Annotated in this window: 15 protein-coding genes; 4 read left to right on the plus strand and 11 right to left on the minus strand. The window is 39.3% G+C overall.

Annotated features, from left to right (window positions below; translation table 11 throughout):
- Positions 1 to 41: 41 nt before the first annotated feature.
- Both AC2YJL_RS17935 and gloA2 read right to left on the minus strand, forming a co-directional pair.
- Positions 42 to 908 carry a gamma-glutamylcyclotransferase family protein gene (locus tag AC2YJL_RS17935; RefSeq protein WP_195695071.1) on the minus strand — a complete coding sequence of 289 codons (867 nt, stop codon included), beginning with the start codon at positions 906 to 908 and terminating at the stop codon, positions 42 to 44.
- A 5-nt stretch (positions 909 to 913) separates the two neighbouring features.
- On the minus strand, positions 914 to 1,312 hold the full coding sequence (gene gloA2, locus AC2YJL_RS17940; RefSeq protein ID WP_195695072.1) for an SMU1112c/YaeR family gloxylase I-like metalloprotein: 399 nt from the start codon (positions 1,310 to 1,312) through the stop codon (positions 914 to 916).
- Between the two features lie 147 nt (positions 1,313 to 1,459).
- Here gloA2 and AC2YJL_RS17945 point away from each other — a divergent pair, with 147 nt between their 5' ends.
- From AC2YJL_RS17945 to AC2YJL_RS17955, 3 genes are all read left to right on the plus strand, one after another.
- On the plus strand, positions 1,460 to 1,660 hold the full coding sequence (locus tag AC2YJL_RS17945; RefSeq protein ID WP_195695073.1) for a hypothetical protein: 201 nt from the start codon (positions 1,460 to 1,462) through the stop codon (positions 1,658 to 1,660).
- Positions 1,661 to 1,886: 226 nt separating this feature from the next.
- Positions 1,887 to 2,252 (plus strand): MerR family transcriptional regulator, encoded by a 366-nt coding sequence (locus AC2YJL_RS17950; protein WP_050688249.1) that lies wholly within the window; start codon positions 1,887 to 1,889, stop codon positions 2,250 to 2,252.
- Positions 2,253 to 2,311: 59 nt separating this feature from the next.
- Positions 2,312 to 3,667, plus strand: a complete 1,356-nt coding sequence (locus AC2YJL_RS17955; RefSeq protein ID WP_195695074.1) for a hemolysin family protein — start codon at positions 2,312 to 2,314, stop codon at positions 3,665 to 3,667.
- 52 nt (positions 3,668 to 3,719) lie between these two features.
- Here AC2YJL_RS17955 and AC2YJL_RS17960 read toward each other — a convergent pair whose 3' ends face one another.
- Genes AC2YJL_RS17960 through AC2YJL_RS17975 form a run of 4 tightly spaced genes read right to left on the minus strand, consistent with a single transcriptional unit; the run spans position 3,720 to position 8,498 of the window.
- A complete protein-coding gene (locus tag AC2YJL_RS17960; RefSeq protein WP_487374824.1) occupies positions 3,720 to 4,430 on the minus strand; it encodes an ABC transporter ATP-binding protein in 711 nt (236 codons plus the stop codon).
- Entirely contained in the window at positions 4,427 to 5,569 is a 1,143-nt protein-coding gene (locus AC2YJL_RS17965; RefSeq protein ID WP_487374825.1) for an ABC transporter permease, read from the minus strand. Before AC2YJL_RS17965 ends, AC2YJL_RS17960 begins: the two co-directional genes overlap by 4 nt.
- Positions 5,566 to 6,789, minus strand: a complete 1,224-nt coding sequence (locus AC2YJL_RS17970; protein WP_487374826.1) for an ABC transporter permease — start codon at positions 6,787 to 6,789, stop codon at positions 5,566 to 5,568. Before AC2YJL_RS17970 ends, AC2YJL_RS17965 begins: the two co-directional genes overlap by 4 nt.
- Positions 6,790 to 6,803: 14 nt before the next feature.
- Complete coding sequence (locus AC2YJL_RS17975) at positions 6,804 to 8,498, minus strand: DUF6583 family protein (protein WP_230932014.1); 1,695 nt, start codon at positions 8,496 to 8,498, stop codon at positions 6,804 to 6,806.
- Between the two features lie 506 nt (positions 8,499 to 9,004).
- On the opposite strand from AC2YJL_RS17975, the gene AC2YJL_RS17980 reads away from it, so the two are divergent.
- Complete coding sequence (locus tag AC2YJL_RS17980; RefSeq protein WP_195695077.1) at positions 9,005 to 9,322, plus strand: iron-sulfur cluster biosynthesis family protein; 318 nt, start codon at positions 9,005 to 9,007, stop codon at positions 9,320 to 9,322.
- A 56-nt stretch (positions 9,323 to 9,378) separates the two neighbouring features.
- Here AC2YJL_RS17980 and AC2YJL_RS17985 read toward each other — a convergent pair whose 3' ends face one another.
- From AC2YJL_RS17985 to nagE, 5 genes are all read right to left on the minus strand, one after another.
- On the minus strand, positions 9,379 to 9,696 hold the full coding sequence (locus tag AC2YJL_RS17985) for a hypothetical protein (protein WP_016763330.1): 318 nt from the start codon (positions 9,694 to 9,696) through the stop codon (positions 9,379 to 9,381).
- A 79-nt stretch (positions 9,697 to 9,775) separates the two neighbouring features.
- Positions 9,776 to 10,150, minus strand: a complete 375-nt coding sequence (locus AC2YJL_RS17990; protein ID WP_407819083.1) for a VOC family protein — start codon at positions 10,148 to 10,150, stop codon at positions 9,776 to 9,778.
- A 129-nt stretch (positions 10,151 to 10,279) separates the two neighbouring features.
- Complete coding sequence (locus tag AC2YJL_RS17995) at positions 10,280 to 10,999, minus strand: DUF554 domain-containing protein (protein ID WP_487374877.1); 720 nt, start codon at positions 10,997 to 10,999, stop codon at positions 10,280 to 10,282.
- A 150-nt stretch (positions 11,000 to 11,149) separates the two neighbouring features.
- Entirely contained in the window at positions 11,150 to 11,332 is a 183-nt protein-coding gene (locus AC2YJL_RS18000) for a hypothetical protein (protein WP_487374827.1), read from the minus strand.
- Between the two features lie 117 nt (positions 11,333 to 11,449).
- Positions 11,450 to 13,327 carry an N-acetylglucosamine-specific PTS transporter subunit IIBC gene (nagE, locus tag AC2YJL_RS18005; protein WP_115653303.1) on the minus strand — a complete coding sequence of 626 codons (1,878 nt, stop codon included), beginning with the start codon at positions 13,325 to 13,327 and terminating at the stop codon, positions 11,450 to 11,452.
- Between the last annotated feature and the right edge of the window lie 290 nt (positions 13,328 to 13,617).

Below are 13,617 nucleotides of genomic sequence, written 5' to 3' on the forward strand. Positions count from 1 at the left end.
TTTCTTCAACTAAACTACTGTTGTCTCTGCTTCTTTTTATATTAGTTATTTACAACATCGCTATTTTTTAGCGCATGAACTTGCTCTATTAGCTTCTGAACGTATTCTTCGCTGAGTACACCTGTTGCTCCTCGAATAATTTCAGTCGAATAGTGATCCGGAGGTGCGACTTCTTTTTCTTTATTTAACACAAAAAAAGTAAGCACATGATCCACCATCTTACCTTCATGCTCGACAGAAATAATAGCAGGACGATAGCCGTTATTATCTACGCCTTCTCTGCCGTAAAGGTACGTAATCGCTTCAGGGGGCACGCGGTACAGTTTGCCTTCAACGACTCCGCCTTCTTCAACCATGTCTGCACGTCCTCCGTCATGAATAACGTGGTTATATCGAAGCGTATAGCCTTTAAAAGCAGCTCTGCCGAGACAGTCTTGGAAATGCTGATCCACCCCGTGCTTAATAAAACGATCGTTATCCATACATGAACCGTAAGCAAAGTACAGCATGCCTTCTAATAGATCTTCTTTCCACACGCGCCAGTTTCCGCCCGGGATAAATTCCTGCAGCAGCGAACGGTCTCTTGCTACATACACAACGGCTTCAAATTCACCTTGGTCCGTTTCAACCGTTTGCACAACTTTATCATATTCATTGTCTTTATGACCTTCATGAATGTATCCTTCTAATTCATCAAGCGCCTTCCACATAAGCTGATCGGTCACTTCATATACTTCTCCGTACGTAATATGTTCACTGTCGATATCGAGCATAGGATAGCCGTGCTTTGTGTCATATAATTTCCCTTTTGTTTTTGCCTGTTTGGCAATAGAGCGCGCATGATGCAGCAATCCGTGATTACCTTCTCCTTCAAGAAGCGTTCCGTATACAAATAAATAATTGCACATACTCCTTATTCCCCCTCTTTCTCTTCATAAAGCTCTAGCGGCAACCCGTCCGGATCAGCAAAAAAAGTGAATTTTTTTCCCGTTAGTTCATCTACCCTAATAGGTTCCACATCAATCCCTTGCTGCTCTAGTTCACGCTTGGAATCCTCTACGCTTTCAACCGCAAAAGCTAAATGGCGTAAGCCGCACGCTTCAGGTTTTGAAGGACGCTGTGGCGGATTTGGAAACGAGAACAACTCAATTTGATAGCCAGGAGCTACTTCTAAATCTAGCTTATATGAATCTCTTTCTTTTCTATATGTTTCTTCTATAATCTTGCATCCTAACACATTTACATAAAAAGCTTTTGAACGTTCATAATTACTTCCTATAATGGCTACGTGGTGCATTCGTTTTAAATTCATTTCATTCTCCCATAAAAACCCTTTTCTAATCATCCTACACAAAATGCCGGCAAACATCAAATAATTACGTTATCACCTTTGACTAGAGTGATAAAAGTCACGGACATAGCGACTCATAACAAGTAACATAACAACGAGGTGAATAACATGATTTCGTTACCATTTAAAGCAAGAATTGACCGAACTCAAAATTTAGATTCGTTAAAAGAAGAAGCTGCTATTATGCATCGTATTGCTGATCAGCTATCTCCAATGAGCCCTGAGTTCATGGAATATACTGAACGTATTCAATATGTGTATGAACGCATGCACATTATCGTACGTCATCCTACTAAAAAACTCGCTTAATATAAGCGAGTTTTTTATAAAATCTTTGGCAAACTACCTTATTTTGAGATATACTGAATGCTAATAAAAAAATGAAACTTTTTGATCTCACGCGCGTATACTTAATTACGATAGGATAAAAGATAAATAGTTACGCAGATAAAAACCATCACGTGATGGTTGACATAGTTAAAGGAGGTGGTATTCTGATGGGGTTGCGACATACAAAATTGGCGAACTTGCAGAGATGGCACATGTAACGAAACGCACGGTTGACTATTATACGAACATTGGGTTGTTAAAAGCAGAACGCTCTGCTTCTAACTATCGCTTTTATAACGAGGAAGCGCTGAAACGTCTTTACTTAATTGAAAAATTAAAAAGCGAAGGCCGTTCTCTTGAAGAGATTTCTTCTCTATTTTCTATAGAGCAATCCGAGAATAGCCACTCCAAAGACGAATTAGCATCCAAATTTTACGTACTAAACGACAGTTTAAAAGAAGTTGCACCGCTTATGGAAAAGCTGAATGAAGAAGATCGAAAAGTAATGATGAATCGGCTTTCACCAGAAAGCGTCACTCTTTTGCACTCTTTGCTGATGCTGCTGTCGTAAATTTATTATTTACAGGAGGTGTTTACTTACTTTATAGCACTATAAAGTAAGTATATTCATTGATAACCATTAACTTAATTATTTTTGCGATTTTAATTGTACTCACTGCTTTTTTCGTTGCTTCAGAGTTTGCAATTGTGAAGCTTCGTAGTTCACGGGTAGATCAACTTGTTGCTGAAGGAAAAAAAGGAGCGAATGCGGTTAAAACCGTGACGACACACTTAGATGAGTATTTATCTGCGTGTCAGCTTGGTATTACGATTACTGCTTTAGGACTCGGTTGGTTAGGAGAACCGACTGTTGCAAAGATTTTAGAACCGCTGTTTGAAAAAATGGGTGTTGCTGCATCTTTAACACATATTTTTTCATTCATTATCGCATTTGCGCTTGTAACGTTTGTTCACGTAGTCGTTGGTGAGTTAGCGCCAAAAACATTTGCGATTCAAAAAGCTGAAACAGTTACGTTATTGTTTGCTCGTCCATTAATTTTATTCTATAAAATTATGTTCCCGTTCATTTGGTTACTAAATGGATCTGCTCGTTTATTAACTGGAATGTTTGGATTAAAGCCAGCTTCAGAGCATGAGCTTGCGCACAGTGAAGAAGAGCTGCGCATTATTTTATCAGAAAGTTTTAAAGGCGGGGAAATTAACCAGTCTGAATATAAGTACGTGAACAACATTTTCGAATTCGATAACCGTGTTGCTCGCGAAATCATGGTACCAAGAACAGAAATTTCAGCTGTTTCTGAAGACGACAGCATTGAAGATTTCTTAAAGCTTGCTGTAGAAGATCGCTACACTCGTTACCCTGTTACCGTTGACGGAGACAAAGATAACATTATCGGCTTAGTCAACGTCAAAGAGATTCTAAACGATGTCGTAATTAACGATGCGTTAAAAAAGCAAAGCGTGAAGCTTTATATGAATCCTATTATTCAAGTAATTGAAACCGTAGCGATTCAAGACCTATTGCGCTCGATGCAAAAGAAACGTACGCATATGGCTGTGTTGATTGACGAGTACGGCGGTACGGCAGGTATCGTTACCGTTGAAGATATTTTAGAAGAAATCGTTGGAGAAATTCGAGATGAGTTTGATACAGATGAAAAGCCGCTTGTTCAAAAAATCAGCGATCAGCATTTTGTCTTTAACTCAAAAGTACTGCTTGAAGAAGTTAACGAAGTGCTTCATATCGAAATTGAAAACGACGATATCGATACAATTGGGGGCTGGATGCTGATGCAAAATATCGATATTCAAGAAAGCGAATCGTTCAAACTTTTCGGATACGAGTTTATCGCAAAAGAAATGGACGGTCACCAAATGAAAGAAGTAGAAGTACGTGCCCTTCCTGAAGAAGAACGCGTGCAGCCTGAAAGTCATTCACCAGAACAAGAAGTTACACAAGCATAATAAAAAGAGCCTCTTCTTCATGAAGCGGCTCTTTTTTTATTATTATTTTGCTTTAATCATGCAGCAGCTTATACACAACGTTCTCTTCTGCCTCTTCCCCAGTCTTTTCCTTCGCTTGGTCCATCGTGCCGACAAATTCCAGCTTTCCTTCCTTTAAGACCGCAAACCGATGACACACGTCTAAGATTTCATTCAAATCGTGGGTGATATAGATAATCGTCTTTCCTTTTGCCGCCAGCTGTTTAATATAACGAATGATCTCAAGCTTTGACTGCAAATCAATTCCGACCGTCGGCTCGTCCATTAACAAAACGGACGGGTCATGAATAAGTGAAACGGCTATATTTAGCTTTCGCTTCATGCCTCCTGATAAATTTTTCACTTTTTCTTTCCATCTTCCTTCGAGCTGTACAGCTGAGCAAAGAGACTGAAGCTGTTCATTCGACAGAGAGCGTGAAGTCATTTTGCTCCACATTTTCATGTTTTCTTTTACGCTAAGCTCTTCCCACAGCGCTATATCTTGTGGAACGTAGCCAATGACTTCTCGAATCGCTTTTTGATTTTTCTTAAGCGATAAGCCTCCAATCGTGACATTCCCGCTTGAAGGAGCCGTAATGGTAGACAAAATAGACAGAAGCGTCGACTTACCAGCGCCGTTTGGTCCTAAAAGACCAATGACTTCTCCACTTTCTACGGTCAGCGTAACATTTGCTAACGACCGTTTTTTTCCGTATGTTTTGCTAACATTGTTAATTTCAATCATTTGATGCTCCTCACATTCCACACTATTTTAAACGCGCACAAACATATACATGCAATGGAAACAGCTATCTCTTTCCAAATGAACGTAAGCGGCAGTGCATGCTGATACAGAAGCAGATGCTGCGGAAGCCACTGACTTATTCTTTCAATCGTTGCAGAAAGCTCTCCTACCGGGAAAAAGCTCCCTCCTATTATACTGAGTCCTGTGACCATGACGACGCTGATCATATAATAAGATCCAACTCGCTGACTTTCACTTGCAAGCCACGTGCTAAAAGCAACGCATACAATCACATAGATACACATATACAGCAGCACACCGTAAGACGCTACTCCATACAGCCATTTAAATAGAGCAAAGCTTATGAGAGCTTGAAGCACGTATAGCACGGCATAAGCGGCGCTGACGGTTCGAACATAACCGTAAAGTCCTTTTTGCATCGTTTTCATTCGTTTGAAAAGGTGCTTCCGCTCTTTAATCATCCAATCTGATGTGATACAGCAAAGTAAAAGCGTAAAGAATCCCCATAGCGGCACGTATCCGGTCATTTGAACGCTTTCTTGCTTCGTATGCTTCGTTCCTTGCGCCTCGTAATCAATTGTCATCAGCGGCTTTGGCTTCCACTGGTTATCGGTATAACGATAGGCTTCTTTCCATAAATCCGGTCCTGCATAAATGTTATAAACTTTATATAAAAAACGCACTTCATTTGCCGCTTTAACATTTGTCGTTAACCTTGTCACTTCACTCGCCACAACTTCTCGAACCGCTTCTGTGGCAACGGAAGAAGGCAGCGTGAGCAAATCAATGACCCCTTGATAATTCCCCGCTTCTACTTCTTGTTGAAATCCGTTAGGAAACATAAAAATGCTGTCAATTTTATTTTTTGCCAGCTGCTTTCTCGCTTGTTCTTCGTTCAGAGAAAGAAACTGAATTTCTGTTGTTTTCTGTAGTCGATCCATCACTTGTTTAGACATGTTGCTGTGATCTTGATCGACAAGAGCAACAGGTATTTTCGAACCACTTTGTACTTTTGCTAAAAATGAGCTGCTGATGACCGTTCCTATTAAAGGTAAAAAGAAGATCATGACAATAAGCATAGGGCGCTTCAGCAGCTGCTTTATTTTTTCACTGATCATTTTCTCCACCGCCTTTGCATAATCATCACGTAGCCAACAGCAAGAACAAAACTTCCTGCTGCCGTAATGAGAATAGGCTTAAGGTAAAGAAAAGCTTCGTTTGTGTTATATCCATCAAATTCATAAAATAACAGCTCCAAGACGCGGGTGTTGAGTGACCATTTCTGAAAACCACTCGCCCAGTCCGGTAAATAGACGACCGGCACAACATGTCCACTTAAAATCGCACTCAGCAAAATAAACAGCAAACCGGTTAGTTGATAAGCTTTTTGTGATAAAAAAAGAACCCGAAGCAGTAAAAACAAACATAAAAAAGCAACCAAACTTCCGCTTACCCCTAAAAAAAGCTCTCCGTACGTACCGGTTACAGGCAGTTTCAGTCCTTTAATGAGGCTTCCAAACAATACGACAGATACCGGCAGCAAAAGAACAAACAGAGCCGTCAGCTGCGCTAAATAAATGTGGGCAAACGATACACCTCTTGTTTTCATTCGAGCCAGCACGGGAGAAGTCTGCGTTTCACTAGCAAGCAGCCATCCGCCGTAGCTCCAAATCATAAGCAGCAAAGCAGCAAAAGACAGGACATAATATTGCTTCATATCCTGCTGAAAGAAACTCGTTTCTACTTGTTCATCAAATAAACTTCCTCTATCTAATACATGAAGCCCAAACGTTACTAAGCTCTTCTTAAACTCTGCGCGTCTATTTTCATCGGAAACATTTTCTTTTTCTAAAAAGGTATCAACCGTATTAATACCGCTTTGAGCGGCTGACGTGTAGTCGGCTGCACTTTCCATCACGTAGCGAAACAGCTGTGACTGAAGCGGCTTATTGTTGTTCCCAATGACGTGTAAAGGCTGATTTTTTCCATGAGCAATATCGTGACTAAAACCTTTTGGCAGCGTTACAATGGCTGCCACTTTATTTTCCTGCAGCAGCTGTTTAGCTTTCTGTTCATTCGTGTAAAGCGGCTTCATGATCTTGCGAAGCTTACCTTCAGTCAGCTGCTCGATGACGTATTTCGTCTGTGCAGTATCATCTTTATCCACAATGGCCACGGGAAACCGATTTACTTTCTCCTCACTTTGCATGGTCTGACTAATAATGATCCCTGCTCCAAGTAAAAACAGAGCAGGGATCATTATTAGCAGTATGAGAGATTTTATATTTTTCAATAGAGCTTTACATGTAAAAAGAGTCAAAGAGAAATATATCTTCATCTGCTTTGCACCTTTTAGTAACCAGCGGTTCCCATATTCATCATGAGACCTTGAACATTTTTAGCGAAATTTTCTTGAATCGACAGCATATCTTCAGGCGTTACATCTTTTACATTTGTTGCATTAGACGCATCAAGCTCTGGAATAGCTGCTGATTTTTTTAATTGAGAAGCAGAGTCAATTTTTAACGTAACGTTTGCCGGATCTGCTTTTGGTCCTATTTTTGTACGAATATCAAACGAATAATCTGCTTTTCCTTTTGAAGCACTTATTGCTTGATTCTGCTTTACTTCCCCGTTTACTACTAGATCTTCTTGATCACCTAAGTCTAAAGAGAAAGTACGGTCAGCCGTTTGTTTCGCATCGGTTTTACCATTGATTACTGAATTCATTTTAAACGTCATATTCGTGTCTTCATCTTTTGAATCTTTTGTTAACAAATGAATAGACATGTTTTCTTTTCGTTTTTCACTTTCCGTTGTTACGTCATTTTTCATATCAAACGTAAACGCATCATCGGTAGTGCTATCAGTTAGAACTGCTTTAAACTGCTTAGCCGTTTTGTTATCTTCATACGGAATATTTTTAGTCACTACGTTAAGCTTGCCTTTATCGTTAGAAGCATTTTTTACGCCCATGTTCATATCGCGAGCTACCACAACATCATCTTGAACGTACACAGTTGATTTAACACCGCCAGGGTAAGTCGTATCTTTTGCTTCTTTTTGGAAGTCTTGAAGACTTTCTTTTACTGATTTTTTCAATTCTTTTGGATCTGCCATATCTTTCAATTCTGGATTCGTTGCTGCTGAAGATTTAAACAGCTTAGATACGTGATTTGCATAGATGGTATGAAGCTTGTCATCTTTTGCTACCTTCGCAATAAGCTTATCCATAAATTGTTTTGTTTCTTTGTCAGACATGTTAAGCGTCACGCTTGTTAACTGAAGCGTTTTGCCATTTGTTTTATAATCCACATTTTTTTCTTTTGTAAAATAATCGCTGTCTAGCTGATCATAAATGAACGTTCCGTACTCTTTTGCAATGTAGGTCTTTTCTTTTTCCGTTAACTGTAAGTCTTCTAAACTCACGTTGCTTGTGTTAATATCAAGCGTTTCAGGACCTGAATACGAAGGATCGAACTTACGCGCTACCTGTCCATATTCGTCTAAGTTTAAATAGAAATATTCATTTGCTAGAATCGGGGCTTTAAAGCCTATTCTTTCTTTCGTTTGAAAACCTTCTAGATCAAGCGCTTTTGAACCGCCGATATTAAGAGCCAGTGAACCGTATCCTTCACTTTTTTTCGGATCTTGTTCCGCTTTAATTTTAATTTCAGCTTTACTGATAAGGTCTTGAATCATTTTAAAGCTTGGATCATAGGAAAGTGAATCCATGTTAAAGCCGCCTTTGATAGTAGCATTTGTAGTAGAAGGCTGCTTCATCGCTTTTTCCTGATAAGCCATCGTTTCACTGTACTTTGTTTCTAATTCATCAGCTGCTTTTTGATACGTATTTACTTCAGAAATTAAGTATAATTGCTTAGGGGATTTTTTAAATACCGTAGCAAATGTAATTGCTCCTCCAATAATCACAATTAAAGCTGCCAAAATGATAATCCATTTAGCCGGCGCTTTTTTGGGAGCGGGCGCTGTTTCTAGCGAAGCCGCTGTTTCGTCTGTTGTTCTGTTTTGATCTTTCTCACTCATCTACACCAGAACCTCCTATGTATTTTGTTAGTCACTTTGTACATGATAAGGAATGGTTTCCATAAATTCTACTACTTCGACAAAATAAGACAATAATTAGTCCGATAAACCGATGTCTTTCGGTGCAATATCGTGTGCAAAGTACTCTACTTAAGTACCCAATATATTGAAAATAAAACCAATTATTCAAAACTATCTCAATAACTATTAAAATAGGTAAATGACTTAACTTCTTATTTTATTACAATATATTCCTATTTTTAAGCATTTACACCTAAGAATTACAAAGCGCAGTTTTTTCCTCTTTCCTTTCATCACATACAGGTGATATCTATGTACGTCTTTATGAAAACATGATAAAAACATCAGCGTTTTGTTCCGTTTTGAAAGGGAAATAATAAATATAAGAAAGCTTTTTTCTTGCCCGTGATATAAAAATCGAATAAAGTATTCCTAAATACATTTCACACAACTTAATTTGAGGATAGACAAAGGAGGATATCATTATGAACATACGCGTCACTCCTTCTGCAAAAGAAGCGTTGCAGAACGTAGAACAAAATCAAATGGTTCAGCTTTCTTTTGACCGGGGGAGCTGCGATATTGTGAATACAATTTATGAAATGAAGATCATCTCAAAGCGCAGCCTTCAACCCTATGAAAAAGTTGTAACGGTTGAAGACTTAGAATTTATTGTTGATGATGACATGGAAGAAGTATACGACAATGAGCTGGTGATTGATCACACAGCAGGTGCTTTTGTCTTTAAAAATCACAACCAAATTTTTAATAACCGCGTAGGATTGCGCTATATTAATTCATAGAAAAAAAGCAGGGAACTCCCTGCTTTTTTTCTATGAATATGTTAGGAAACTCGCTTCTATCGATTGACCTTTAAGCGCTCTTGGATAAATAACAACACGTTCACAAGACTATTTTCTTCATATACATTCACTTGCTGGCGCTTAAATTCTCCTTGTTCATGGTAGTAAATAATATCTCCCGTCCCTTTGTCTTCATTCATATGTAAATGAAAACTAAGCGGCGTTGCCAAAATAGATCCGTCTTCATCTCGCTGAAGAATTTGACAAAGCGTTTGATTCCCTTGTTTTTCAGATAAAAAGTCATAGCCAAATTGACGTGCTAACTTCTCCACTTGTGCAGCAATAAGAGCTGTAATCGGTTGATTGTCTTTCATAAGCAGTATTTCTCCTTACTTCATCTCATTAGGGTTTTCTTATTAGTATACTATACCTTAAACTTCTGGAGCTAACGACTTAACCTGTACAAATCATGACCACATGTCCATCCGGATCTTTTATCGTAAAAAAAGAAAAATCCTCAAAAGAAGTAATCGGAGACTCAATCGTATAGTCCATCCCTTTAACAAATTCATACTCTTCTTTAATATCTTCCGTATGAAAATTAAAAATTGGATGGAGACTAGCCGCTATTTGTTTTGCTGTTCCTTCAGGACCTGCGTCCAGCGTTAATCCTGTTTCCCCATCAATGTTAAGATTATAAACGGGGCTCTTCACCTCGCTCATCTTGTATTCTTGATTCAATAGCTCGCTATACCATTTTACTGAAGACTTTAAATTGGATACGTGGATAAATACCGTATTCATTTTGTTGAAAACAGGACTCGGCATTTTTAATCCTCCTTTTTGTTGTTAGTTCATTCTATACCATTATCCACGCATCATTTTATACCTGCTACTTCCTTAACTTTTACTCATATATACAAAAAGGCTTGCGAATACTATTCACAAGCTTTTTCTTCATGAAAAATATGTATGCTGTACAACTACAATCACGACCGCAATTAAAATCGAAGGCAGTAAATTAGCAACTTTAATTTTAATAATTTCTAATAAATTAATTCCAATTGCTAAAATTAACACGCCGCCTACTCCTGTGACTTCGGCAATGATACTATTCATTAAATCTTGCGGCACAACCGCATTAATTTGCGTAGCAAATAGCGCAATGATGCCTTCGTACAGAAATACGGGCACCGCTGAGAAAATGACGCCTATTCCAAGCGTAGTCGTTAATAATAATGAGATAAATCCATCCATCACCGCTTTTGTAAACAATACGCTGTGATCGCCGCGTATTCCGCTGTCTAATGCCCCGACGATCGCCATCGCTCCAATAACAAAGATCAGCGTTCCTGTCACAAAGCCCTGTGACATACTAAATGTTTGCTTGTCGTTTTGCTGAGATTGAAATTTTCGTTCAATCATATTGCCTAAAAGGTTTAGCTTTTCATCTAAATCAATGAACTCACCAATAACCGCTCCAATGGCTAAGCTCAAAGTTACAATTAAAAACTGATGACTTTTAAAACCCATTTGCAAACCGAGGATGATAACGGATAAACCCATCACTTGCATCACCGTCACGCTTACTTTTTCAGGAATGCGGTGAGCAAGCTTGCCCATTAATGTTCCTACAACAATTGCTAATCCATTGACTAATGCTCCTATAATAAACATGCTGTCACCTTTACTCTGAATAATGCCGTTTCTTTTTTCACTTGTTCTACTCCCTCTCTGCTCCGCACTAGCTGTATCAAACACCCTAAATTTTAACACAAAATTCTCTCAATTATGAAGAAAAGAAAAAGAGATTGAAACGTAACTAGATTACCCCATATAAAAACGAACAAATAGGATACATGAGCTGATTGCTTGTAACAACGCTGTTGATTTCCGTGCAAGGCTTCGCTTTCCGAGGGCGGCCGGTAAGCCTCCTCGTCGCTTATGCTCCTGCGGGGTCTCACCTGTTCCGCTTTTCCCGCTGGAGTCTTCGCCTTGCCCTCCAATCAACAGCCAGAAGCAACTAAATAGATTGAATCTACGTTCACCATCACAATAAAAAGATCCGAACGATGAATCGTTCGGATCTTCTTTTAACTAGAACAGGTTTGTTCCAGCCTCTTTTTATTAAAATGTAATAACGTCTTTTGTACCTTGCTTTTGGTAGCCTGTTTTTAACAGCTTCACTTCTTTATCCGCTGGCAAGTTGGTAAATACAACCGGTGTCACAATAGACGGTGCATGCTTTTTAACATACTCTAAATCCACCTGTAAAAGAGGTGTTCCTTGTTGAACGCTGTCACCTTCTTGAACAAGCGCTTCGAATCCTTCTCCTTTTAAATTCACGGTATCTAATCCAACGTGAATCAGGATTTCAATTCCTTCTGCTGTTTTTAAGCCAATCGCATGTTTTGTTGGGAACACGGTCATGACTTCACCGTTAATCGGTGATACGAGCGTTCCTTCAATCGGTTCAATCGCAAAGCCGTCGCCCATCATCTTTTGTGAAAACACTTGATCTTCCACTTCACTAAGCGGCTTTACAACGCCTTCAAACGGTAACACAAACTCTGTGTGTGCATCTGTTTGAACAGCCTGTTGTTCAACAGGTGCAGCGGTTGACGCTGTACCGTATTTAACTAATTGATTCATTGCGTCTGCAACAAACTCTACTTCTGTTCCGACAATGACTTGAACATTTGTTTTGCTGAGCTTCATGATTCCTCTCGCTCCGTGACGCTTTAAAGCAGATTCGTTAATGTTGCCGGCATCAGCTACTTGTAAGCGAAGACGAGTCGCACAGTTATCAATTACGGTTAAGTTTTCTTTTCCGCCTAGATCTTCAATAAAATACGATGCCATATCCACATACTTATCGCCTGTTGCCACAACCGTTTCGTTTGATGTGTCTACTTCTTCATCATCTTCACGTCCCGGCGTTTTTAAATTTAACGCTTTGATCAGCGTATAGAAAATGACAAAGTAAATGACTGCATATACAATTCCAATTCCCGCTAACAGCAGCGGTTTTTGTGAAATTCCGTAGTTTAAGAAGAAGTCAATGGCCCCTGCTGAAAATCCAAATCCAGCGTGAATACCAAGAGCGACGGCTAAAGCCATTGATATTCCTGTTAAAACGGCATGAATAACATATAATAACGGTGCTACGAACATAAATAAAAATTCAATTGGTTCAGTAATTCCCGTTAAAAAAGAAGTAACAGCAAGTCCGATTAACATACCGCTGACTTGTTTGCGTTTTTCTTTTTTAGCTGCTGCGATCATCGCAAGCGCTGCTGCCGGTAAACCAAACATCATAACCGGGAAGAATCCAGACATAAATGTTCCTGCCGTTGGATCGCCTTTAAAGAATCGATTCAAATCTCCCGTTACGCCGTGATAGTCTCCGAATACAAACCATACTAAGCTGTTTAACACGTGATGCAGTCCAATTGGAATCAACAGACGGTTTAAAAATCCGTATATACCTGCACCAAGCGCTCCTGCTCCTGTAATCCACGTTCCTAAGTTGTTAATTTGATCTTGAATCGGCGGCCAAATAACACCGAAGATTCCTGCAAGCGCGAGCATAACGACTGACGTAATAATCGGTACAAACCGCTTTCCTGCAAAGAAGCCGAGCCACTCTGGCAGCTTAATGGCTGAGAAACGATTGTATAGTAAACCAGCCGTTACCCCCGAGACAATCCCGCCGAGTACACCCATGTTAATATCTTTATCAATAGCTACAGTACCTTTTGTTAACACAAAATAACCGACCACTCCGGCAAGTGCTGCTGCGCCGCTTCCATCTTTTGAAAGCCCTACAGCAATACCGAGTGCAAACAGTAGTGCTAAATTCGCAAAAATTGCATCTCCGGCTTGTGCCATAAATGGAATATCCAATAAGTCCTTTTGACCCAAACGAAGAAGCAATGCCGCAGCAGGTAATACTGCGATTGGCAGCATAAGCGATTTACCAATACGTTGTAAAAAATTCAGCATGTTTCTATCCCCTTTGTATAACGTATTTAACCCGATGTCACGAGCAAGGATTTTCGTAACAATATTTATCGGATGACAAGTTACCGCATTCATCCCAGCCCATGAGTACATAATCAGCTGAAATAACGGCGGTTTTACTGCATGGACTCATACTAGCACATAAAATATATAGTTGTCTATACCAATTTTCTTTTTAAAAACCTTTCTATATCAATGTTAAAAGCCCTTACAAAACTTTCTAGTTCACAAAAAATAATTAACTGGTCTAGACAACTATTCCAAAAAGCGTT

The organism is Priestia sp. SRI_019, assembly GCF_057586255.1.

Coding starts and splice junctions, on each gene's coding strand:
- AC2YJL_RS17935 (WP_195695071.1), bottom strand. CDS start 908: ATGTGCAATTATTTATTTGTATACGGAACGCTTCTTGAAGGAGAAGGT.
- gloA2 (WP_195695072.1), bottom strand. CDS start 1,312: ATGAATTTAAAACGAATGCACCACGTAGCCATTATAGGAAGTAATTAT.
- AC2YJL_RS17945 (WP_195695073.1), top strand. CDS start 1,460: ATGATTTCGTTACCATTTAAAGCAAGAATTGACCGAACTCAAAATTTA.
- AC2YJL_RS17950 (WP_050688249.1), top strand. CDS start 1,887: ATGGCACATGTAACGAAACGCACGGTTGACTATTATACGAACATTGGG.
- AC2YJL_RS17960 (WP_487374824.1), bottom strand. CDS start 4,430: ATGATTGAAATTAACAATGTTAGCAAAACATACGGAAAAAAACGGTCG.
- AC2YJL_RS17965 (WP_487374825.1), bottom strand. CDS start 5,569: ATGATCAGTGAAAAAATAAAGCAGCTGCTGAAGCGCCCTATGCTTATT.
- AC2YJL_RS17970 (WP_487374826.1), bottom strand. CDS start 6,789: ATGAAGATATATTTCTCTTTGACTCTTTTTACATGTAAAGCTCTATTG.
- AC2YJL_RS17975 (WP_230932014.1), bottom strand. CDS start 8,498: ATGAGTGAGAAAGATCAAAACAGAACAACAGACGAAACAGCGGCTTCG.
- AC2YJL_RS17980 (WP_195695077.1), top strand. CDS start 9,005: ATGAACATACGCGTCACTCCTTCTGCAAAAGAAGCGTTGCAGAACGTA.
- AC2YJL_RS17985 (WP_016763330.1), bottom strand. CDS start 9,696: ATGAAAGACAATCAACCGATTACAGCTCTTATTGCTGCACAAGTGGAG.
- AC2YJL_RS17990 (WP_407819083.1), bottom strand. CDS start 10,150: ATGCCGAGTCCTGTTTTCAACAAAATGAATACGGTATTTATCCACGTA.
- AC2YJL_RS17995 (WP_487374877.1), bottom strand. CDS start 10,999: ATGTTTATTATAGGAGCATTAGTCAATGGATTAGCAATTGTTGTAGGA.
- nagE (WP_115653303.1), bottom strand. CDS start 13,327: ATGCTGAATTTTTTACAACGTATTGGTAAATCGCTTATGCTGCCAATC.